The sequence below is a fragment of the Streptomyces sp. NPDC017529 genome (assembly GCF_044329785.1).
Lineage (GTDB): Bacteria > Actinomycetota > Actinomycetes > Streptomycetales > Streptomycetaceae > Streptomyces.
Map to the genome: position 1 here is coordinate 206,247 of NZ_JBIRJY010000004.1, position 21,195 is coordinate 227,441.

Annotated in this window: 23 protein-coding genes; 20 read left to right on the forward strand and 3 right to left on the reverse strand. The window is 72.3% G+C overall.

Annotation, left to right across the window (positions count from 1 at the left end; translation table 11 throughout):
* Positions 1 to 57: 57 nt before the first annotated feature.
* The 4 genes from ACH4K4_RS11620 to ACH4K4_RS11635 all read left to right on the forward strand — a co-directional run bounded on the left by ACH4K4_RS11620 (position 58) and on the right by ACH4K4_RS11635 (position 4,053).
* Positions 58 to 1,221 carry a sugar kinase gene (locus tag ACH4K4_RS11620; RefSeq protein ID WP_398166603.1) on the forward strand — a complete coding sequence of 388 codons (1,164 nt, stop codon included), beginning with the start codon at positions 58 to 60 and terminating at the stop codon, positions 1,219 to 1,221.
* On the forward strand, positions 1,218 to 1,985 hold the full coding sequence (locus ACH4K4_RS11625; RefSeq protein WP_398166604.1) for an IclR family transcriptional regulator: 768 nt from the start codon (positions 1,218 to 1,220) through the stop codon (positions 1,983 to 1,985). The genes ACH4K4_RS11620 and ACH4K4_RS11625 overlap by 4 nt, the downstream gene beginning before the upstream one ends.
* A 2-nt stretch (positions 1,986 to 1,987) precedes the next feature.
* The gene (locus ACH4K4_RS11630; protein WP_398166606.1) at positions 1,988 to 2,398 is read left to right on the forward strand and encodes a RidA family protein; all 411 of its coding nucleotides are present in this window, start codon (positions 1,988 to 1,990) and stop codon (positions 2,396 to 2,398) included.
* A 125-nt stretch (positions 2,399 to 2,523) separates the two neighbouring features.
* Positions 2,524 to 4,053, forward strand: coding sequence for a GntP family permease (locus ACH4K4_RS11635; protein ID WP_398166607.1), 1,530 nt, complete (start codon positions 2,524 to 2,526; stop codon positions 4,051 to 4,053).
* A gap of 7 nt (positions 4,054 to 4,060) precedes the next feature.
* On the opposite strand, the gene ACH4K4_RS11640 is transcribed toward ACH4K4_RS11635, so the two are convergent.
* Positions 4,061 to 4,807, reverse strand: coding sequence for an aminoglycoside phosphotransferase family protein (locus tag ACH4K4_RS11640; protein ID WP_398166609.1), 747 nt, complete (start codon positions 4,805 to 4,807; stop codon positions 4,061 to 4,063).
* A gap of 186 nt (positions 4,808 to 4,993) precedes the next feature.
* A complete protein-coding gene (locus tag ACH4K4_RS11645; RefSeq protein WP_398166611.1) occupies positions 4,994 to 6,343 on the reverse strand; it encodes a M14 family metallopeptidase in 1,350 nt (449 codons plus the stop codon).
* A 202-nt stretch (positions 6,344 to 6,545) separates the two neighbouring features.
* Between ACH4K4_RS11645 and ACH4K4_RS11650 the strand changes: the two genes are divergently transcribed.
* The 15 genes from ACH4K4_RS11650 (at position 6,546) to ACH4K4_RS11720 (ending at position 19,645) form a co-directional block, all read left to right on the forward strand.
* Positions 6,546 to 7,460, forward strand: a complete 915-nt coding sequence (locus tag ACH4K4_RS11650; RefSeq protein ID WP_398166613.1) for a serine protease — start codon at positions 6,546 to 6,548, stop codon at positions 7,458 to 7,460.
* A 272-nt stretch (positions 7,461 to 7,732) separates the two neighbouring features.
* Positions 7,733 to 8,767 carry a hypothetical protein gene (locus ACH4K4_RS11655; protein WP_398166614.1) on the forward strand — a complete coding sequence of 345 codons (1,035 nt, stop codon included), beginning with the start codon at positions 7,733 to 7,735 and terminating at the stop codon, positions 8,765 to 8,767.
* 94 nt (positions 8,768 to 8,861) lie between these two features.
* A complete protein-coding gene (gene cpaB, locus ACH4K4_RS11660; protein ID WP_398166616.1) occupies positions 8,862 to 9,584 on the forward strand; it encodes a Flp pilus assembly protein CpaB in 723 nt (240 codons plus the stop codon).
* A 13-nt stretch (positions 9,585 to 9,597) separates the two neighbouring features.
* Positions 9,598 to 10,944, forward strand: a complete 1,347-nt coding sequence (locus ACH4K4_RS11665; protein WP_398166617.1) for a CpaE family protein — start codon at positions 9,598 to 9,600, stop codon at positions 10,942 to 10,944.
* 3 nt (positions 10,945 to 10,947) lie between these two features.
* The gene (locus ACH4K4_RS11670; RefSeq protein ID WP_398166618.1) at positions 10,948 to 11,340 is read left to right on the forward strand and encodes a TadE/TadG family type IV pilus assembly protein; all 393 of its coding nucleotides are present in this window, start codon (positions 10,948 to 10,950) and stop codon (positions 11,338 to 11,340) included.
* Positions 11,337 to 11,768: a TadE/TadG family type IV pilus assembly protein gene (locus ACH4K4_RS11675; RefSeq protein ID WP_398166620.1), complete on the forward strand. Its 432-nt coding sequence runs from the start codon at positions 11,337 to 11,339 to the stop codon at positions 11,766 to 11,768. Before ACH4K4_RS11670 ends, ACH4K4_RS11675 begins: the two co-directional genes overlap by 4 nt.
* Positions 11,765 to 13,102: a CpaF family protein gene (locus tag ACH4K4_RS11680; RefSeq protein WP_398166621.1), complete on the forward strand. Its 1,338-nt coding sequence runs from the start codon at positions 11,765 to 11,767 to the stop codon at positions 13,100 to 13,102. Before ACH4K4_RS11675 ends, ACH4K4_RS11680 begins: the two co-directional genes overlap by 4 nt.
* A 21-nt stretch (positions 13,103 to 13,123) precedes the next feature.
* Positions 13,124 to 14,068 carry a type II secretion system F family protein gene (locus tag ACH4K4_RS11685; RefSeq protein WP_398166623.1) on the forward strand — a complete coding sequence of 315 codons (945 nt, stop codon included), beginning with the start codon at positions 13,124 to 13,126 and terminating at the stop codon, positions 14,066 to 14,068.
* A gap of 45 nt (positions 14,069 to 14,113) precedes the next feature.
* On the forward strand, positions 14,114 to 15,016 hold the full coding sequence (locus tag ACH4K4_RS11690) for a DUF5936 domain-containing protein (protein ID WP_398166625.1): 903 nt from the start codon (positions 14,114 to 14,116) through the stop codon (positions 15,014 to 15,016).
* 492 nt (positions 15,017 to 15,508) lie between these two features.
* Positions 15,509 to 15,673 carry a hypothetical protein gene (locus ACH4K4_RS11695; RefSeq protein WP_398166627.1) on the forward strand — a complete coding sequence of 55 codons (165 nt, stop codon included), beginning with the start codon at positions 15,509 to 15,511 and terminating at the stop codon, positions 15,671 to 15,673.
* A gap of 5 nt (positions 15,674 to 15,678) precedes the next feature.
* The gene (locus tag ACH4K4_RS11700) at positions 15,679 to 16,341 is read left to right on the forward strand and encodes a pilus assembly protein TadG-related protein (RefSeq protein ID WP_398166629.1); all 663 of its coding nucleotides are present in this window, start codon (positions 15,679 to 15,681) and stop codon (positions 16,339 to 16,341) included.
* Between the two features lie 32 nt (positions 16,342 to 16,373).
* Positions 16,374 to 16,955, forward strand: a complete 582-nt coding sequence (locus tag ACH4K4_RS11705; protein WP_398166630.1) for a hypothetical protein — start codon at positions 16,374 to 16,376, stop codon at positions 16,953 to 16,955.
* A gap of 4 nt (positions 16,956 to 16,959) precedes the next feature.
* Positions 16,960 to 17,592, forward strand: coding sequence for an OmpA family protein (locus tag ACH4K4_RS11710; protein ID WP_398166631.1), 633 nt, complete (start codon positions 16,960 to 16,962; stop codon positions 17,590 to 17,592).
* Positions 17,593 to 17,656: 64 nt separating this feature from the next.
* Positions 17,657 to 18,238 (forward strand): TetR/AcrR family transcriptional regulator, encoded by a 582-nt coding sequence (locus ACH4K4_RS11715; RefSeq protein ID WP_398166633.1) that lies wholly within the window; start codon positions 17,657 to 17,659, stop codon positions 18,236 to 18,238.
* A gap of 111 nt (positions 18,239 to 18,349) precedes the next feature.
* Positions 18,350 to 19,645: a Cmx/CmrA family chloramphenicol efflux MFS transporter gene (locus tag ACH4K4_RS11720; RefSeq protein WP_398166635.1), complete on the forward strand. Its 1,296-nt coding sequence runs from the start codon at positions 18,350 to 18,352 to the stop codon at positions 19,643 to 19,645.
* A gap of 352 nt (positions 19,646 to 19,997) precedes the next feature.
* Here the strand turns inward: ACH4K4_RS11720 and ACH4K4_RS11725 are convergent, their stop codons facing one another.
* Positions 19,998 to 20,405 (reverse strand): DUF192 domain-containing protein, encoded by a 408-nt coding sequence (locus tag ACH4K4_RS11725; protein ID WP_398166637.1) that lies wholly within the window; start codon positions 20,403 to 20,405, stop codon positions 19,998 to 20,000.
* Positions 20,406 to 20,437: 32 nt separating this feature from the next.
* Between ACH4K4_RS11725 and ACH4K4_RS11730 the strand changes: the two genes are divergently transcribed.
* Positions 20,438 to 21,193, forward strand: a complete 756-nt coding sequence (locus tag ACH4K4_RS11730) for a prepilin peptidase (protein ID WP_398166639.1) — start codon at positions 20,438 to 20,440, stop codon at positions 21,191 to 21,193.
* Positions 21,194 to 21,195 lie beyond the last annotated feature (2 nt).

Genomic DNA, 21,195 nt, shown 5'->3' on the forward strand with positions numbered 1-21,195 from the left:
CGTAACACGTCGCGGAACGGCTCAACACAGCCCGTACGCAAAGGAGTGCAGGAGATCGTGACCACGTCCAGCAACGCCGGCACCGGCGGCAGCGACGCCACGGACGGCACCACACCCGCCCGGCCGGGCACCGACGTCGTCTGTCTCGGCGAAACCATGGTCACCTTCATGCCCGCGGGGCCCGGGCGGCTCGCCGACGTCACCACCTTCGAGCGCGGCATCGGCGGCGCCGAGTCCAACGTCGCCTGCGCCCTCGCCCGCACCGGCCACCGCACCCGCTGGGTCTCCCGCGTCGGCGCCGACGGCTTCGGCGACCACATCCGCGACGCCGTCGCCGCCTGCGGCGTGGACGTCACCCACGTCCAGCGCGACCCGGACCGCCCCACCGGCGTCTACTTCCGTACGGCCGGGGAACGCGCCACCGGTACGGAAACGGGCGCCGGCGAGGCCGAGGTGGCCTACTACCGCGCCGGATCCGCCGCCTCCGCCATGTCCCCCGAACTGCTGGACGACCACGCCCTGCGCGACACCCGCGTACTCCACCTCAGCGGCATCACCGCGGCCCTCTCCGACAGCTGCCTCGACGTGCTGCGCGTCCTCACCGCCCCCGCCCCCGGGCGCCCCCTCGTCTCCTTCGACGTCAACTACCGCGTCGGGCTGTGGCGCGACCGCACCGCACGCGGCCCCGGGCTCCTCCTCGACCTCGCCCGCCGCTGCGACCTGGTCTTCGTCGGCGAGGACGAGGCCGCGGCCGCCTGGGACCTGCACGGCACCGCCGCCATCCGCGCCGCCCTGCCCGAACCCGCCGTCCTCGTCGTCAAGCAGGGCGGCGACGGCGCCACCGTCCACGCCCGCCGGGCGGACGGCACCGACACGCTCACCAGCGCCCCCGCCCTCGCGGTCGACGTCGTCGCGCCCGTCGGCGCCGGCGACGCCTTCGCCGCCGGATTCCTCTCCGCCACCCTCCGCGACCTGCCCGTGTTCGAACGCATCCGGCACGGTCACCTCATGGCCGCCGCCTCCCTCACCGTCCCCGGCGACCTCGGCACACCCCCGTCCCGCGGCCTCGCCGACCGCCTTGCGCGCCTGGACCCCGCCGCCTGGGGGAGACTGCGACTCGGCCCCGGCTGGACGACCCACGGTGACGCACCCGACAACCCCAGCAGCGACACCGGCAGCCACGGGGTGCACAACGCACGGGTGGAGGTCCGTACACCATGAGTCAGACAGTCGATCGCGCACTGAGCATCCTGCCGCTGCTGGCGGAAGGCCCCGCCAACCTGGAGCAGGTGGCCGGCCGCCTCGACGTGCACAAGTCCACCGCCCTGCGGCTGCTGCGCACGCTCCACGAGCACGGCATGGTCTACCGCCAGAGCGACCAGCGCTACCGCCTCGGCGCCCGGCTCTTCGCGCTGGCCCAGCAGGCCGTGGAGAACCTGGACGTGCGCGAGATCGCCCACCCGCACCTGACGAAGCTCAACGAGAAGTGCGGGCACACCGTGCACCTCGCGGTGTACGAGGAGAACGAGGTCCTCTACATCGACAAGGTCGAGAGCCGCTACCCGGTACGGATGTACTCGCGCATCGGCAAACCGGTCGCCATCACCGTCGCGGCCGTCGCCAAACTGCTCCTCGCCGACCTGCCCGAGCCCGAGCGCCGCACGCTCGCCGAGAAGCTCGACTACCCCCTCTACACGCCCCGTTCGACACCCAACGCGCAGGCCTTCCTGGCCGAGCTGGCCAAGGTGCGCGAACAGGGCTGGGCCACCGACCTCGGCGGCCACGAGGAGTCCATCAACTGCGTCGGGGCCCCCATCCGCGGCGCGGACGGCCGGCTCGTCGCCGCCATGTCGGTCTCCGCGCCGAATGTCGTCGTCACCGCCGAGGAACTCCTCACCCTGCTCCCGCTGGTACGCCGCACCGCGGACGACATCAGCCGGGAGTACTCCGGCAACACCCCGCAGAAAGACATGAAGGAAGCCTGACCATGACCGAGAAGACCGCCCTCACCCCGGCCACCCACACCACCCCGCCCGCCAAGTTCTCCCACGGCGTGAAGAAGGGCAACATCCTCCAGGTCGCCGGCCAGGTCGGCTTCCTGCCCGCCGTCGAGGGCCAGGCCCCCACCCCGGCCGGCCCCACCCTGCGCGAACAGACCCTCCAGACCTTCGCCAACGTCAAGGCGATTCTGGAGGAAGGCGGCGCGACCTGGGACGACGTCATGATGATGCGCGTCTACCTCACCGACACCGACCACTTCGCCGAGATGAACGAGATCTACAACGCCTACTTCGAGGCCGAGGGCCTCAAGGAGGTGCCGGCCGCCCGTACGACCGTGTACGTCGGCCTCCCCAAGGGCCTGCTCATCGAGATCGACGCCCTCGCGGTGCTGGGCTGACCGGGACATCCCCTTGCCGTTACCGCCGCTGAACCCGCCGCACGGCACGGCGCCCCGTACGCCCGGGGCGCCGTGCCGCGGTCCCCCCTGCCTGGAACTTCCCTGTCCGACAACGGAGTCGTCACATGATCCACGCTGCCCTCGCCGCTGCCGCGGCCCCCGCCGCACCACCGGCGCCACCCCACACCGGCGGCCTGCTCGCCCTCATACCGGGCACCCCCGGCCTCCTCACGGTCGCCGCCCTCGGCATCCTCCTGCTCCTCTTCCTCATCATCAAAGTCCGCCTCCAGCCCTTCGTGGCGCTACTGGGCGTCTCCATAGCCGTAGGCCTGGCAGCCGGCCTCTCCGTAACCGAACTCTTCGGCACGGTCCAGAAGTCGTCCCTCCCCTCCCTCATTGAGAGCGGCATGGGCGGCATCCTCGGACACGTCGCCATCATCATCGGCCTGGGCACCATGCTCGGCGCGATCCTCGAAGTCTCCGGCGGCGCGGAAGTACTGAGCGCGCGCCTGCTGGGCGTCTTCGGCGAACGCCGCGCCCCCCTCGCCATGGGCCTCACCGGCCTCATCTTCGGCATCCCGGTCTTCTTCGACGTGGGCATCTTCGTCCTGGCGCCCATCGTCTACGCAGCAGCCAAAATCCCCCAAGCACCCGACAAGCTTGGTGCAGGGGGGACCCCCACCGGCAAATCCATCCTCCTCTACTGCATGCCCTTGCTCGCCGGCCTCTCCATGACCCACGCCTTCCTCCCGCCGCACCCCGGCCCGGTCGCCGCGGCAGGTCTCTTCAAGGTGGACCTCGGCTGGATCATCCTCATGGGCGTCGTCTGCGGCATCCCCGCCGTCCTCGCCGCCTGGGGCTACGCCGCGTGGATCGGCAAGCGGATCTTCGTCCCCGTACCGCAGGACATGGTCGAGGCCGCGGAGGAGGCCCGCGCCGCGGTGACCGCCGAACAGGCGGCGGCAGGCGTACAACCCCACGAGAAACCAGTCGCCCTGGGCACCGTCCTCACCATTATCGGCACCCCCCTCGTCCTCATCCTCCTCGCCACCTTCTCCTCCGTCGCCCTCTCTCCCTCCACTCTCCGCTCCGTCGTCGAATTCTTCGGCAACCCCTTCGTGGCCCTGACCATCGCCCTGCTCCTGGCCTACTACCTCCTCGGCATCCGCCGCGGCTGGTCCCGCAAGTCCCTGGAGACCGTCTCCACCGCGTCCCTCAAGCCGGTCGGCAACATCCTGCTGGTGGTGGGCGCGGGCGGCATCTTCGGCGCCGTCCTCAAGGGCAGCGGCGTCGCCGACGCCCTCTCCGACACCTTCCACGACGTCGGCCTGCCCGTGATCCTGCTCGCCTGGCTGGTCTCCGTCGTCCTGCGCGTCGCCCAGGGCTCGGCCACGGTCGCCATCGTCACCACGGCAGGCATCGTCCTCCCCCTGGTGGACGGCCGGCACCTCTCCCAGCCCCACCTGGCCCTGATCATCACGGCCATCTCGGCCGGCTCGATCTTCGCCTCCCACGTCAACGACGGCGGCTTCTGGATGGTCGCCAAGTACTTCGGCATCTCCGAACGCGACACGCTGAAGTCGTGGACGGTGCTGGAGACGGTGCTGTCGGTGGTGGGGTTCGCGGTGGCGGCGGTGGTGAGCCTGGTGGTCTGACGGCCCCTCACATACGGGACCTCAGTACGTCGACCTCACAGCCCGGCGCGAACGGGTCGAAGCCGTGCTCGACCAGCCAGCGAACCCCCAGCAGACTTCGCAACGACCACCACGCGCGGATCACGTCGCGGTCGACGTCGGAGCCGTAGCCGGCGACGACGTCACCGAGGTGCTTCTCGTGTCCGAGCGTCAAGGTGGCGAGGTCGAACAGGGCATCACCCCGGCCCGCTTCGGACCAGTCGATGATGCCGGTGATCTCGCCGCCGTCGGCGAACACGTGAGCGATCTGCAGGTCGCCGTGCGTGAACGCCGGAGTCCACGGCCGGAGCGCGGTCTCGGCGACCTGGCGGTTGCGGGTGACCAGGCCGGTGGGCAGGACGCCGTTCGCCACGAGCCACTCGCACTCGCCGTCGAGCTCCGCCGCCAACTCGTCCAGGCCCCGGCCGCCCCGGCCGGGCCAGGGCGGCAACGGCGCGTGGTGCAACTTCGCGATGGCGGCGCCCGCCGCGGCCCACGCCGCAGGGGACGCGGTCGACGGCTCGCCGAGGCGGCCGAGCGCCGTCCCCCGGACCGCGGCGATCGCCAGCACGGGCGGCTTGCGCCACAGGACCTCCGGGGTCGGTACCGGCGCCAGGGCCATCGCCTCGACCTCGACGTCGATGCGTGCCTGATCGGTGTCCACCTTCAGGAACACGTCGCCGACGCGCAGGGTCGCCCGCTCGGAATGGGCGACGACGACTTCGACTTCATCCATGGGCGACGAGTATCCCGGGGGTGATCGCCGGTGTCGCCGGGTTTATCGCGCGTGGGGAACCGTGGCGCCGCGCGCGTTTGACCAGCCCTTTCATGGCCACCTGGGCATGTCATTCGCCAACTCACCGGGGCACGCGGGCGACCGGGGCCCGCGTCGTGGCGGGCCCCGGCCGCGAGGGCGCTCACCTCACCCGGTCTTGCAGTACTGCGCCTCCTTGCCGATCGAGCGGTACATGCAGTCGCTGTTCTCCAAGAGCCGGAGGACGGCGTCGCGGTTGCGGGAGGTCTCGCGCTGGATCACCGAGTCGCGGGGGTAGAAGCCGCCCTGGCCGGCGGAGGACGGGTACATCTCGAAGGTGTAGCCGAAGATCTTCTGGTCGCCCCAGAGCCAGTCGTCGATGGAGCCGTCCGTGATGTAGAGGTCGCTGGACTGCTCGGGGGTGTAGCCGTTGCTGGCGGCCATGGACCTGCCGACGGCGGCGAAGGCGTCGCGGTCGTCCTGGGTCATGCCGGGGGCGGTGTCGTTGTAGGTGTAGCCGTAGGGCCACAGGACCAGCTCGCTGTACGTGTGGAAGTCGATGGCGGTCTTGATCTGCTGCTTGCCGCCGACGACGCGGCCGCGCACGAAGTCGGAGACGACCTTGACCTCGGGGGCCGAGGCCGGGGACGGGCCGCGGTAGGTCTCGGAGCCGGTGCTGCCCGAGGAGCCGCCGCAGCAGCCCCACTTGAAGTCCCAGTTGCGGTTGAGGTCGGTGCCGACGTTGGCGGAGCCGGCGTTGGGCTGGCGGTTCTTGCGCCAGCTGCGGAAGGAGCCGGTGGCGATGTCGTACGCGCCGCCGTCCGGGTTCACGTCCGGGATGACCCAGATCTCGCGGGAGTCGAGCATCTTGGTGACGCGCGGGTCGCTGCCGTACTTGGACGTGTAGTCGTTGAGCAGGTAGAGGGCCATCTCCACGGTGAGGTGTTCGCGCGCGTGCTGGTGGGCGGTGAAGAGGACCTCGGGCTCGTTCTCGTCCTGGGCCACGTTCTTGCTGAGCTTGAGGGCGAGGATGTCCCGGCCCTGGTAGGTCTTGCCGATGACCTGCTTGCTCAGGATGGCGGGGTATTTGGCCACCAGGCCGTTGATCTCGGCCGTGGCCTCGGCGTAGTTGTGGTAGTTGCCGTAGCCGGAGGGGAAGTCCTTGACGCGGTCGCCGGTGCCCGACGGGGGCGCGGGCAGGGCCCGCAGCCGGTAGCCGAGCTTGCGTACGAGGGCGGCCTGGGCGGTGTCCGCGGTGATGACGACGGTGCGGCCGTGCACCTCGTCGATGGACACGCCCGTCGAGGCGAGGGCGCTGCGCTGGGCGGCGGTGGCGGGTCCGGTGATCTCGTACTGACGCGGTGTCGCGGTGTCCGCGGCCGCGGTGCCGACGGCGGCCTGCTGCGGGATGTGCTGTCGAGGGGAGTCCTCGGCCCGGGCGGCGAGGGGTGCGGCCAGGGCGAGGGAGACGAGCGCGGTGAGGACGGTGGTCCGTCTGCCGCGTGAGCGTGGTCGCATGCGGTCTCCTCCGTGGGGGTGTGAGGCGAGCGACGGCGACAGCGTTGTGCGTTGGCATGGCTCGGTCAATGGCTCGCGGTGACGGAAACCCGCCAACTTTTCCCCGGTTCCCGCAACATCGTTGCCACCCGCCCCTCCCGCACCAACAATGCGCACGACAAGTCCGGCGCAGCCCGGACTCATACCTTGAGGGGACCCCCACATGAACAGACCTCTCGCCGGCGCCCTGGCCACGGCCGTCCTGGGCGCCACCGCGCTGGCCGGCGCCGCCGGCACGGCCGCCGCGGCCACCACGCCGGACGCGGCCCCGGATGCGGCCCGGACCGCGGCGGTGACCGGCGGCGCGCTCATAGCCGGTTCCCAGGCGCCCAAGGCCAAGGCCAAGGCCGTGAACTTCGCCGGTACGGTGGCGCTCAGCAACTGCTCGGGCTCGATCGTCCGGATGCCCACTTCGACCGACAACGACCCGGCGCTGGTCATGTCCAACGGGCACTGCCTGGAGTCCGGCATGCCCGACCCGGGCGAGGTCGTCGTCGACCGGCCCTCCAGCCGCAGCTTCACCGTGCTCAGCGCCTCGGCGGGCAACCTCGGCACGGTCCGCGCCACCAAGGTCGCGTACGCCACCATGACCGACACCGACGTGTCGTTCTACGAACTCTCCTCCACCTACGCCCAGATCAAGCAGCGCTACGGCATCAAGGCGCTGGACATCGCCACCACCCACCCGGCCAAGGGCTCCGCGATCACCGTCGTGTCCGGGTACTGGAAGAAGACCTACTCCTGCAACGTCGACGGGTTCGTCCCGCAGTTGAAGGAGGGCGGATACGTGATGAAGGATTCGGTCCGCTACACCGCCGCGTGCAAGACGATCGGCGGTACGTCCGGCTCGCCGGTGATCGACGTCGCCTCCGGCAAGGTCGCCGCCATCAACAACACGGGCAACGAGAGCGGCGGACGCTGCACGATGAACAACCCGTGCGAGATCGACGAGAACGGCAAGGTCACGGTCCGCAAGGGCATCAACTACGCGCAGCAGATCTACACGATCCCCAAGTGCTTCGGTACCGGCAACAAGCTGGACCTGGGGCGGGCCGGGTGCGTGCTGCCCAAGCCGTGACGCCTCGCCGGGCCCGGTGACCCGCCGGGTGTGAGGGGGCCGCGCGCCGGCGCGCGGCCCCCGGCGGGCCGGAGCCCGCGCGGAATCCGGCGTTCCGCGGACGCGGCGGTGGCGTGCGCCGGTCCGGAAGGGAAAGGAGATGCCAAGGCGTACGCCCAGTACCCCAGAACGTGTTCTCCGGGGCGTAACTCGCCGATATGGTGCTGAGCCAACAGCAGTGCCGACAGCGCCAACAGTGCCGACAGCGCCAGCAGCGCAGTGGGAGACGCGACGTGCCGACCGCGATTGCAGTCACCAGCGCCGATCTCGCGCTGCCCGCCACCGACCGGCAGACCCCGGCCGCCGTGGTCGTGCAAGCCCCGCACGCCCAGCCGCTGGACGACGCGCTCACCGAACTGGGCGCGGTACTGGAGCACCACGGCCACCTCGTCGCGCTGTACTCCACCGCGTGCCCGCCCGACCACGTCCGGCGGCTGCACACCCTGCGCGCGGTCCTGGAGAGCGACCGCTTCGCGATCCTGCCGATGGACCTGCCGCCGCTGGGCCTGGCCGTACTCGCCCACCAGCTGCGGCAGTTGTCCCTGTGCGACTTCAGCCCGGGGCTGCTGGCCTGCGCCGCCCGACTGCTCTCCCACTACGTGCACGCGGGCGCCCTGCTGGGCAGCGTGGCGCGGTTGGACCGGGTCGATACGGACCTGCGCAACCACCTGCGTTCGTGGATGCCCGGCACGCACTTCGCGGTGCTCGCCAACCCGGAGCCACAGCTCGTCCGCCTCGACCGGCACGCCGAGCGGGCCGCCCGCTGCGGTCTGCGGGCGCCCGGCTTCGCCACCCGCCTCGCGCGGGCCGGCGGCCGGCTGCCCGGCGAGTGGGTCGAGAGCGTCCTCGCGCCGTCCTGGCAGGTGCAGGGGGCGTACGAGGTACCGCTGCCCGCCGAGTCGGCGGCGTGGTGGGGCACGCACAAACTCGTCGAGTTCGCGGCGGCCATCCCGGACCTCTCGGTGCTCTACCAGCTCGTGGCGTCCGTACGGAGAGAGGAGTGCCGCTGGTGCGGTCTCGAACTCATCGGCGACCGGTGCGCGTTCTGCGCCGCCCCGTCGGCCGCCGCGGCGCCGGGCGCCGCGGACGGCACGGGCGGCGGACGCCGGCCGAACGGGGCCGCGCGGTCCCGCACCGCGGCGGCACCGGCCGCGGCCGACGCCTCGCCGGCCTCCTCCCTGCTGCGGCGCCGCGGCCTGGCGCCGGTGTCACCGGGTGGTGTACCAGGGCCGGAACCGGGGCCGCGCCCCGCGGTACGGGTGCGCTGAGACCGCACGCACCGGCCCCTCCGGGAGCACGCGCCCGCCCGCGACCGTACCGCCCGGCCCCCGCCCGCCCCGTCCCCATCGAGGTCCCGCACCCATGAACTCTCGCCAGCGCCGCGGAGTGATACTGCTGCTCCTGTCGGTCCTCTGTGCGCTCGGCGCGTTCGTCGGCGTGCTGTCCGTGATCCGCAACGTGGAGTCCAAGGTCGGCCCCGAGCGCACCGCGTACCGGCTGAAGGCGGACGTGGCGGCCTACCAGGCGCTCGATCCGGGGCAGTTCGAGAAGGTGGCGATGCCCGAGCGGTGGCTGCCGCCCACCGCCGTCACCGACCTGGCCGCGGTCCGCGGGAAGATCGCCGTGACGCCGCTGCACAAGGGCTCGCTCCTCCAGGACGACATGGTCGTCGACCGCCCGGCGCTCAAGCCGGGGCAGCAGGAGATCGCCATCATGATCGACGCGGCCACCGGCGTGGCCGGGAAGATCAACCCCGGGGCGCGGGTGAACATCTACGCCACCTTCGAGGGCAAGCGGCCCCAGGACAAGCCCGTCTCCAAGGTCATCGTGGCCAACGCCCAGGTCATCGACCGGGGCAAGCTGACGCCGCTGGAGAACAAGGACCCCGGCGACACCCGTTCCCCCAGTGCCCGCCGCGGCGCCGAAGCCGTGCCGATCACCTTCGCGCTCAGCACCCAGGACGCCCAGCGCGTCGCCTACGCGGAGTCCTTCGCCGCGCACGTACGGCTCGCCCTCGTCGCCCCCGGCACCGAGGCCGCCATCCCGCCCGGCGAGCGCACCTACACCCTCGACGGCGACAACTGACCCGGAGGCACAGGTGACCATCCGCATCCTCGCGGCCGTCGGCGAGCCCGACGCGGCACGCGCCGTGTCCTCGCTGCTCAGCCAGTTGCCGGGCGCCGAGCCCGCGCCGCCGGTCGCCGACTCCACCGCCCTGGTCAACGCCCTCGACCAGGCCGCGGCCCGGGGCGCCGCCGGTTCAGCGGAACCGGCGGGGCCGCCGTCCGCCGCCGTCGACGAACTCCCGGAGGTCGTCCTCGTCCACGAGCGCATCGGTCCGGTGCCCGCGCTGGAGCTGATCCGCGACATCGCGCAGCGTTTCCCCGCCGTCGGCGTCGTCCTGATCACCACCGACGCGGGGCCCGCCCTGTTCGCCGCGGCGATGGACGCGGGCGCGCGCGGCATCGTGGGGCTGCCGCTCGGCTACGACGAACTGGCGGCCCGGGTGCAGGCCGCGGCCCAGTGGGCGTCGGGTGTACGGGTGCACCTCGGTGGCGGGCACGAGACGGCAGCAGGGCCGGCCGGCACGCTCGTCACCGTCACCGGAGCCAAGGGCGGCGTCGGCACCACGGTCACCGCCGTGCAGCTGGCGCTCGCCGCGCGCGCGGCCGGGCGCAGCGTCGCGCTGGTCGACATGGACCTCCAGTCCGGCGACGTGGCCTCCTACCTGGACGTGCAGTTCCGCCGTTCGATCGTGGACCTCGCGGGCATCCGGGACATCTCCGTACGCGTCCTCCAGGACGCCGTGCACGCCCACCACACCGGCCTCGGCCTGCTGCTGGCGCCGGAGGAGGGGGAGCGCGGCGAGGAGGTCGACGACCGCGCCGCCCGTACGGTGCTGGCCGCGCTGCGCTCCCGCTACGAGCTGGTGGTGGTCGACTGCGGCGCCCAGATGCAGTCGGCCAACGCCGCCGCCGTCGAACTCTCGGACATCGCCCTGCTGGTGACGACGCCGGACGTGGTGTGCGTACGGGCCGCCAAGCGGCTCGTTCGGCTCTGGGACCGGCTCCGGATCCGCAAGGCGGAGGACACCACGACCGTCGTCAACCGCCTCACCCGTCATACCGAGATCCAGCCACCGCTGGTCGAGAAGGCCACCGGCACCCGGACCGCCCGGACGCCCGTTCCCGCCGGTTTCAAGGAACTCCAGCCGTACGTCGACGCCGGCCGGATGCAGGACCTGGACGCCCGGTCGGCGGTCCGGCAGGCGCTGTGGGCGCTGGCGGGCGAACTGGGCCTGGTCGACGCGCCGGCCGGGCGGCAGGGGCGCGGCAGCCACCGCGCGCGGACCTCGCTGTCCGTGCGCCGGCGCAAGGCGCTGACGGCCGGTCCCGCAGGGGAGCAGGACAGGTTCGGGCCGCCCGGCGCCTACGAGGAGGGCTGAGGGGTGCGGGGGAGGGCCGGGCGGCCGGGGCCCGCCGACGACCGCGGCCAGGTCTCCGTCGAACTCCTCGGCCTGGCGCCGCTGATCCTGGCCACCCTCGTTCTGGTCTGGCAGTTCGTGCTGGTCGGCTACACGTACACGCTCGCCGCCCACTCGGCGGACAAGGGCGCGCGGGCGGGCACCGCGGCCGAGACGGACGGTCCGGGGGCGTGCATGGCGGCAGCCAAGGAAGACCTGCCCGGCGCGTGGCAGGGCGGCGCCGAGATCTCGTGCGGCGCCGAGGGCGGCCTGTGGAAGGCGCGGGTCGGACTCAGGGTGCCGGTGCTCTTCCCTGGCGCGGGGGACTTCCCGTGGACCGTCAAGGGCACGGCGGGCGCGGCCGAGGAGGGATCGTGAAGGAGACGGGAACGATACGGGCCCGGCCGGGCAGAAGGCCGCGCTCCCGGCGCGACGACCGCGGCCAGGTGTCCATCGAATTCATCGGCTTCCTGCCGATCCTGCTGCTGGTCGCCCTCGCCGTGGTGCAGCTCGGCCTGGCCGCGTACGCCGTCCAGCAGGCCGGTACGGGGGCGCGCGCGGCGGCCCGTACGGCCACCCTGGACGAGGCCGACCGGAAGACGACCCCGGTGGCGGCGGGCAAGGCGGCCATGAGCGACTGGGCCGCCGCGGGCGCCAAGGTCGTGGCGACCGAGGGCGGCGACGAGGTCCAGGCCACCGCCACCGTCAAGATCCCCGTGCTGCTGCCCGGCATCGGCGACCTGCACGTCACCCGCAGCGCCACCATGGCCCTGCCCGCCGACCCCGGAGGAACGACCGCCCCATGAGCCTCAAAGCCCGCATCGTCGCGCCGGAGGCCCCGCCGACGGCCCGCGGGGACGGCCGTCTCGTCGCCGTGTACCGCGCCAAGCTGCTCGAAGAGATCGACCTCGCCGAGATGTCCGCGCTGGCCGCCGCCGAGCGCCGCACCCGCCTGGAACGCGTCCTCGGCCACATCATCAGCCGCGAGGGCCCGGTCCTGTCCACCGCCGAGCGCGCCCAGCTCATCCGCCGCGTGGTGGACGAGGCGCTCGGCCTCGGCGTCCTGGAACCGCTCCTCGAAGACGCCTCCGTCACCGAGATCATGGTCAACGGGCCCGACCAGGTGTACGTGGAACGCCACGGCCGGGTGGAGCTGGTCCCCGTCCGGTTCGCCTCGCACGAGCAGCTCATGCAGACGATCGAACGCATCGTCTCCACCGTCAACCGCCGCGTGGACGAGTCCAATCCGATGGTCGACGCGCGGCTGCCCTCCGGGGAGCGCGTCAACGTCATCATCCCGCCGCTCGCCCTGAACGGCGCCACCCTCACCATCCGCCGCTTCCCGCGCGCGTACACGCTGCCCGAACTGATCGGCATGGGCACGCTCGACGACCAGATGGTGATGCTGCTGGCCGGGCTCGTCCGGGCCAAGTTCAACATCGTCGTCTCCGGCCCCACCGGCGCCGGCAAGACCACCCTCCTCAACGCCCTCTCCGGCCTCATCCCCGAGGGCGAGCGCATCATCACCGTCGAGGACGCCGCCGAACTCCAGCTCCAGCAGACCCATGTGATCCGCCTGGAGTCCCGGCCCCCGAACGTGGAGGGCGCCGGCCGCATCACCATCCGCGACCTCGTACGCAACTCCCTGCGCATGCGCCCCGACCGCATCATCGTCGGCGAGGTGCGCGGCGGCGAGACCCTGGACATGCTCCAGGCGATGTCCACCGGCCACGACGGCTCGCTGGCCACCGTGCACGCCAACAGCGCCGAGGACGCCCTGATGCGCCTCCAGACGCTCGCCTCCATGTCCGACGTCAAAATCCCCTTCGAGGCGCTGCGCGACCAGATCAACAGCGCCGTCGACTGCATCGTCCAGATCAGCCGGCACGCCGACGGCTCCCGCCGCATCGGCGAGATCGCCATCCTCGACTCGCACGGCCACGCCGGCTACCGCCTCGCCACCGTCTGCCGCTTCGAGGCCGAACCGAGCGGCGCCGACCGGACCGTACGCGGCCGCTTCGGCTACTTCCCGCTGCCGCGCCGGGTCGCCGAACGCCTCTACCTGGCCGACGAACCCGTACCCCCCGCCTTCGGCGTCGCGGCCACCGCCGACCGGCTCGCCACCCGAGAAGCCTCGTAACCGGAGGACGGACCCCCGCCCATGCCCCTGGACAGCCTCACCCTCCTCACCCTCGGCACCGCCCTGCTCTGCGCGGTGCTGGCCGTCGCGGGCCTGCGGATGTACGCGACCGGGCGCGAGCGGCACCAGGCCCTCGCCGACCGGCTCTCCGACGACCACGGACTGCCCCGCGCGGGCCACGGCCGCCGCTTCCCCGCCCTCGACCGGCGGCTGCGCGCCACCCGCCTGGGCCGCGGCCTCGCCCTGCGGCTGGCCGCCACCGGCCTGAACGTCACCCCCGGCGAGTTCTTCGTCTGCCTGCTCGCCGTGGTCGCCGGGCTCTGGGCCGCCGCGCACGCGATCCTGGCGCCGTTCTTCGGGCCCATCGCCGCGGTGGCCGCCGTCTGGGGCGCGTACACCTTCCTCAACTGGCAGCGGCAGAAACGTATCGAGAGGTTCATCAACCAGCTTCCCGAACTCTCCCGCATCCTCGCCAACGCCACCCAGGCGGGGCTGGCCCTGCGCACGGCCCTGGCCATGGCGGCGGAGGAGCTGGAAGCGCCGGCCGGCGAGGAACTCGCCAAGGTCTCCGACAAGCTGGCCGTCGGCCACTCCCTCGACGACGCCCTCGACGAACTCGCCGCCCGGCTGCCCTCGCGCGAACTCGTCGTCCTCGTCACCACCCTGGTCCTGTCCCACCGCGCGGGCGGCACCGTCGTCGGCTCGCTGCGCAACCTCACCAGGACCCTTGAGGAGCGCAAGGAGACCCGCCGCGAGGTCCGCACCCAGCTCTCCCAGGTCGTCGTCACGGCGTACGTCGTCCCGTTCCTCGGCCTCGGCACCCTCCTGCTGATGAACCGCATCGCGCCCGGCGCCATCGACCGGATGACCGCCACGTTCCTCGGCCAGGCCGCCGTGGTCGCGGCGTTCGCCCTGTATGCCGTCGGCTTCTTCGTCATCCGCCGCATCTCCAAGATCGACGTCTGACGGCCCCGCCGCGCCCCCCGCCACCCCACCCGAAGGCACCCACCCATGGGAATCGGACCGACCGGACTCCTCCTCGCCCTCACGCTCGCCCTCTCCGTCACGGGCATCTGCTACGGCATCGCCCTCTACCGCCGCGAGGCCAGGCTGCCGCCGGACATCGCCGTCGCCCTGGAGGTCGGCTCGTCCCGCACCACCGCCGTCGGCTCGGCGGTGGACCGGGCGGGCATGCGCTACGCACCGCTCGTCCTACGCCTGATGGGGGAGAAGCGGGTGGCCAAGGTGCGCAGGCGCATCGATCTGGCCGGAAACCCCGGCGGCCTGACCGTGGACCGCTACGCCGCCCGCCGCGCGGTCTACGGCTTCCTCGGTTTCGGTGGCGCTTTCGTCATGCTGCTGCGCTCCCAACTCCTGCTCGCCCTCCTCCTGGTCGCCTTCGGGCTCTTCTGGAACGAGGTCGGCATCTGGGCCGCCATTCGCCAACGCAAGGACACGATCGAACGCACACTGCCCGATTTCCTCGACGTGCTGGCCGTCGTGGTCAGCGCCGGGCTGGGCTTCCGGCAGGCACTGGACCGGGTGGCCGACAAGTACGAAGGGCCCTGGGCGGACGAGCTGCGGATCACCCTGCGCCAGATGGACATGGGCGTCAGCCGCCGCCAGGCCTTCGAGGAGCTGCGCAGGCGCAACGACTCCGACCAGGTGGCCCAGTTCGTCACCGCGCTCCAGCAGGGCGAGGAGCTCGGCTCCCCGATCGTCGACACGCTCATCCAGATCGCCGACGACATGCGCCGCACCGACGCCCAGAACGCCCGCCGCCGGGCCGCCCGCGCCGTGCCGAAGGCGACCGTGGTCGTCACCACGTTCATGGTCCCCGCCACGATGATCCTCCTGGTCGCGGGCTTCTTCCTCGGGTCGGGCACCAACTTCGGCTCGCTGATGGGCGACTGACGTGCGCCCCGTCCGCCGCCCGGCGGCTCCCCGCCTCCGTGCGCCCCTTGCGCACCCGGAATCGGCCCCTGTTGGCCCAACACCCTTCGCGTACGCAACGGGATGTGGCACAGTCGGCATCCGTGCAGTCCCCGGCCCCGGCCGCTCCGCCGGGCACACCGGGACGGGTGGACGACAGCGCTGCCGACGAGGACGGGGCGGGGGTGGGACGGATGCCGTCGGTCGGATCAGGCGTTCCGGGTGAGCCGGATGTGCGGGGCGAGTCGTGTGATGCACCTGGTGCGAATGAGGCGCCGTTAGTGCCGAGTGGCAAAAAAGCCTCTCCGAGGCTTCAACCCGCCCGCACGGGAAAGGAATGGGGGCGGTTGCCCTGTTCCGGGACGGGTGTTCCGGCGTACTTTTCTCGTGTCGCGAGCGTGCGCATGCGGGGCGACGGCACGGGGGGAGACCATCCGGACCGGAGCGGCCCGGCCGCCCATGGAGGGGAACACGATGGCGAAGCGGTTTACGGGAGACGACCGGGGCCAGACCTCGATCGAGTACCTGGGCATCATCGCCGTGGTCGTGGCGATCGTCCTGGTTCTGTCGACCACGGACTTCGGCAGCCAGATCGCGACGGCCATTTCCAACAAGATCTCCGATGTCGTGAACATCTAGCCCCGGTGCCTCCCCCGCGGGCGCGGGACGCCGGGCAGGCGTTCCCCTTCTACATCGTGGCCGTGGCGGCGCTGCTCTTCCTCGCTTTCGCGTTCTTCGCGGTCGGGCAGGCGGCGGCGACGCGCAACTCCGCGCAGACCGCGGCGGACGCCGCCGCCCTCGCCGCCGGCCAGAAGTACCGCGACCAGCTGACCGAGAAGCTCCTCGGCGCGATCCGTACGGGCGCGCCCTGGGAGGACTTCCTCGGCGCCCGCGGAGTGCCCGGTGACGAGGCGTGCCAGAACGCGCAGTGGTTCGCGGGCCGCAACGACGCCGACGTGCGGTGCACCCCCGGCTCATACCCGACGTCCTTCGCCGTGCGGGCCGACACCCGTAAGACGGTGGGCCGTTCGGTCATCCCGGGCACCGAGAACACCCACGCGTCCGCCGAGGCCAGGGCGGTGGTCGCGCCGCGCTGCACCGCCGGGCCCGCACGGCCGCCGGAGCCCGGGGACGACTCCGCCCCCGGCCAGGGCGACGGCGACGGGCCGCCCGCCGGGGACCCGCCTGCCGGGGACCCGCCCGTCGACCTCGACTGCGAGGACGGCGTGGACTGGACGATCGACCCCGCCGACCCGCGCGGACTGCCCGAAGCCGCCGACCTGTTCTCCGTACGCCTTGCCGAATGACCAGCCGACGACGAGCAGAGGGAATCGCATCCATGAGTACTGGGCGCCCTTCGAAGGCCACCAGGAGAGTGGCCGCCGCGGTGATCGCCGCCGGCCTGGCTCTCGTCGTGAGCGGCTGCGGCGGTGACGACGGCGGCGGCAAGGACCGGGGCGCCAAGCCTCCGGCACGCGCCACCACCCCCAAGGACAGCGGGCACGGCACCCCGGCCGCCGACGCCACGCGCACCATCGGCGAGATGAAGGGGCCGGACGGGGTGGTCGTCACCCTGCACTCCGCGGTCCGCGACTCCGGGGGCTTCGTCACGCTCAGCGGTACGGTGACCAACAAGGGCACCAAGATCTTCAACGCGATCAACTGGCGCTCCAACGAGACCGGCATGCGCTCGCGTTCCTCGGTCTCCGGTGCCACCCTCGTCGACAAGGCCGGCAAGAAGCGCTACCTGGTCCTGCGGGACACCGAGGGCGAATGCCTGTGCACGACCGGGCTGAGCGGCCTGAAACCGGGCGAGAGCCGGCCGCTGTTCGCACAGTTCCCGGCGCCGCCGGAGAAGGTGACCGAGGTCGACTTCCAGCTGCCGACCATGCCGCCCGTCTCCGTCACGATCTCGGACTGACCCCATGACCACCACGCCCGGGACCACGACCCGTACGGCACGGGCCGCCGCCGTCGCCGCGGCCGCCACCCTCCTCCTCGCCCTCACCACGGGCGCGCCCGCCGCCCGGGCCGCCGACCCGCCCGGCGTGGCCGAGGACACCGCCGCACCGGTCGAGATCGACCCGCGCGACCCCGACCTCCGCATGGTCCAGGGCGCGACCCTCGCCCCCGCCAAGGTGCTCAACATCAAGTCCATCGTCGAGACCGACGACGGCTCCGAGCGGCGGCAGGACACCAACTCCAACGTGACCTTCGCCCTCCAGGCCGAGGTCCTCTTCGGCAAGGACAGCGCCGAGCTGACGCCCGACGCGCTGTCGCGTATCGGGGCCATCGCCGCCGAGGTCAAGAAGCAGCAGGCCAAGAGCCTGCGCGTGTTCGGCTTCACCGACGACCTGGGCTCCGCCGCGCACGGCCTGGTGCTGTCCAAGGACCGCGCCAACGCCGTCCAGCGCGAACTGGCCAAGGGCCTCGACTCCACGGTCACGTTCCAGATCCGCGGCTACGGCGAGCAGTACCCGATCGCCGACAACGCCACCGAGGACGGCCGCAAGAAGAACCGGCGCGTCGAGGTGAGCTTCCCGCGCACGGGAACGTAGGCGCCCGACGATCCGGCGAACCCCGTATTGGACCGTTCGATCCAATACCGCTAGTGTCATCCCCATGGCCCGACCCAGGAAGTTCGACGAGGAGCGGGCGGTCGACGCCGCGATGAACGCGTTCCGGGCCGCCGGCTACGAAGCCACGTCCACGCAGGACCTGTGCGAGGCGACCGGTCTCGGCCGCAGCAGTATCTACAACACGTTCAAGAGCAAGCACGACCTCTTCGAGCGGGCGCTGGACCGCTACATGACGGAACGGAACGGTGAGCTGTTCGCGCTGCTGGAGAGCGACCTGCCGGTGCGGGAGAAGATCCGTACGCACCTCCGGCGGGTCGTCGACGAGGAGTGCGGCGACGACAGCGGCCGGCGTGGCTGCCTGGTCGTGAACACCGCCGTAGAGGTGGCGGCCCGCGACGAAGAGGTCGCGGGCGAGCTGGCGCGGGACTACCGGCTGCGGCTGGAGGCGATCCGCGCCGCGATCGCTTCCGGGCAGCGGGACGGTGACATCGACGCGGACAAGGACGCGCGCGCTCTCGCCCACCTGGTCATCGCCGCCGTCGGCGGCCTGCGCGTCTCGGCGCGCTGCGGGGCCGATCGCAAGGCGCTCGAAGGGGTCTTGGAGGGCTTCATGGCGGCGCTCTGACGTCGCAATTCCACTTGCAACGCAGGGGCTGACCCCCTGCCTTCTTTTTGCCTTTGTTTTGGACTGACCAATACATAACCCGGCCGACCCATCCCCAGGAGTACGCAAGCCATGCCCATAGCCGTCTACCTCCTCGGACTGGGGATCTTCGCCCAGGGAACCTCCGAGTTCATGCTCGCGGGACTGCTGCCCAACGTGGCCGCCGACCTCGGCGTCTCCATCCCCGACGCCGGACTGCTGGTGTCCGCCTTCGCCATCGGCATGGTGGTCGGCGCGCCCGTCCTCGCCATCGGCACCCTGCGCCTGCCGCGCCGGACCTCACTGGTCGCCTTCCAGCTCGTCTTCGTGGCGGGACACGTGGTCGGCGCGCTCGCCCCGGGGTACGGGGTGCTGTTCGCGACGCGGGTCGTCAGCGCCTTCGCGTACGCGGGCTTCTGGGCGGTGGCCGCCGCGACGGCGGTGAGCCTGGTGTCCCCCGACGCCAAGGGCAAGGCGCTGTCCGTTGTCGGCACCGGCCTCACGCTCGCGACGATCGTGGGCGTACCGGCCGGCACGGTACTGAGCCAGCACGCGGGGTGGCGCGCGGCCTTCTGGGGCGTGGTCGCCCTGACCGCCGCCAGCCTCGTGGCCCTCCTGGCCGCCCTGCCCGCCGGACGCCCCGACCACGGCGAACTCCCCTCCGTACGCGGCGAGCTCCGGGCCATGGCCCGGCCCGCCCTATGGGTCTCCTACCTCCTCACCACGCTGAGCTTCGGCGCCGCCATCGTCACGTTCAGCTACCTCGCACCGCTGCTGACCGAAGTGAGCGGTCTGCCGTCCGGGCTGGTACCGGCCGTACTCGCGCTGTACGGCGTCGGCGGGCTGCTCGGCATGACCCTCGGCGGACGCACCGCCGACCGCCACCCGCTCCGCACCCTCTTCCTCGGCATCGGCGGCCTGGCCGCCGCCTCCGCCCTGCTCGCCCTCACGGCCGGGAACCTGGCCGCGACCACCGCACTCGTCTTCGCCCTCGGACTGACCGGCTACGTCACCAACCCGGTCGTCCAGTCCCGGGTGTTCACGCTCGCCCCGGGCGCACCCACCCTGGCCCCCGCGGTCAACACCTCCGCCTTCAACGTCGGCATCACCCTCACGCCGATGCTGGGCGGCCTGACCATCGACGCGGGCTTCGGCTACACGTCGGTGGCCTGGGTGGGCGCCGCGGTCGGCGTGGCCGCACTGGGCGCGACGCTGTGGGCGGCCCTGGCCGAGCGCCGTACGAAGTCCCGTACGAAGCCCGGCGCGGCGACGGCCCGAACGCCGGACGCTCTGACGGCGGCCGACAGCAGTGAACGGGCGCCGAGTTGCGGAAGCCGCGCGAACAAGCGGGGCCGCCGACGCGCGAGGGCAGCCCAGCCGCATCGCTGAGCCGGCGGAACTTCCGCACATCGCCGTAGGGGGGTGGAGTGGCGCGGTCATGCGCGTGTTGACGGGTCGGGGCGGTGATTCCGGGGCCGGCGGCCGGGCGTGCCGACTGGAAGGGGTAATTGCGCGCCACAGGTGAGCACGTTGGCGCCGGAAGATAGTACATATGGGGGTATGTGCCCTATGGTCGTTTTCGCACCGCTCACCCGCGATCAGCTGGAAGCGCATCGCGTGGGCCTGCCTGCCTGCTCCTGCCCTGGGAGAGGCCGGCCCGCGGCAGGGAGACGAGCCACCAGCTGATGCGGCGTGCCCGGCGGTGCCGAGCTGTGGACCGGGAGGGCGAGCGGACGGGCGGTCAGCGGGTGTCGATCGTGACGCGGACGCCGGCGCGCAGCCCCCAGCGGGCCATGGCGCCGGCCTCCGCCTCCAGCACGTGCCGGGAGCGCGGGCGCGGGAGTCCGAGCCGCCCCGGCCGCATGGTGCGTACGGCCAGTACGGTGAGGTCCCGGCCGAGATAGGCGACGTCGAGCGCGAACCGCATGCCGAAGGTGTGCACCCCGCTCGCCGGGCTGAGCAGCAGCGCGCCGTCGATGCCCGCACGCCCCAGGAGGCCGCGGGAGCGCGCCCGGTAGGACGCGGCGATCTCCACGGGGACCGACGCCATCGCCGCCGTCCCGTCGGCGGCGTCTTCCGAGGTGGTCGTTTCTCCGGCGTCAAACTGCACGAAGCGGAGCGTTCCTGATCCGTTCTGCCAGCAGGCCATGGGGAGCGTTTTATCAGCCTAGGGTCGGCCGTGTGCCTGTGATGCTGATGATTCTCGCCGCGGCGTACGGCGGCGCGGCGGGGCTGCTCGTGCCGCGCCCCGCCCACCGGCTGGCCGTGGAGCCGGGGGAGGCGTGGCGCGCCGACTGTCCTGGCGGGCATCCGGTCACCGGGCCCGCGCGGGGCTGGCTGGGGCCGGGGCGCTGCCGTACCTGTGGCCCGTACGGGCCGAGGCCGGTGGTGACCGCCCTGGTCAGCGCGCTGGCCTGCGCCGTGCTCGCCGCCGCGACCGGGGCGCGCCCCGAGTTGGCCGTCTGGCTGGCGGCGGTTCCCGTGGCGGTCCTGCTCGCCGTCGTCGACTGGCGGGTGCGGCGCCTGCCCGATGTCCTGACCCTGCCGCTGGCGGCCGGTGCCGTGCTTCTGCTGGGACTCGCCGCGCCGTCCGCGCGGGCGGCGGGTTCGTGGGGTGGTGCACTGCTCGGGGGGTTGGCGCTCGGCGGTTTCTATTACGTCCTCTATCTGATCAATCCGGCAGGAATGGGGCTCGGTGACGTCAAGCTGGCGATCGGTCTCGGCGTTCCTCTCGGGTGGTACGGCTGGGCCATTCTGATCACTGGCGCGTTCGCGGGGTTGCTGCTCGGCTCGCTCTACGGATGCGCCCTGCTGCTGCGCCGCTCCGTACGCGCCGAGGGCCGCGATGATGGGCTCAAACAGGCCATGCCGTACGGGCCATTCATGATCATCGGAGTGTTTCTCGGGGTGCTCCTGGGAGCCGCGGCGGCGCCTTGATC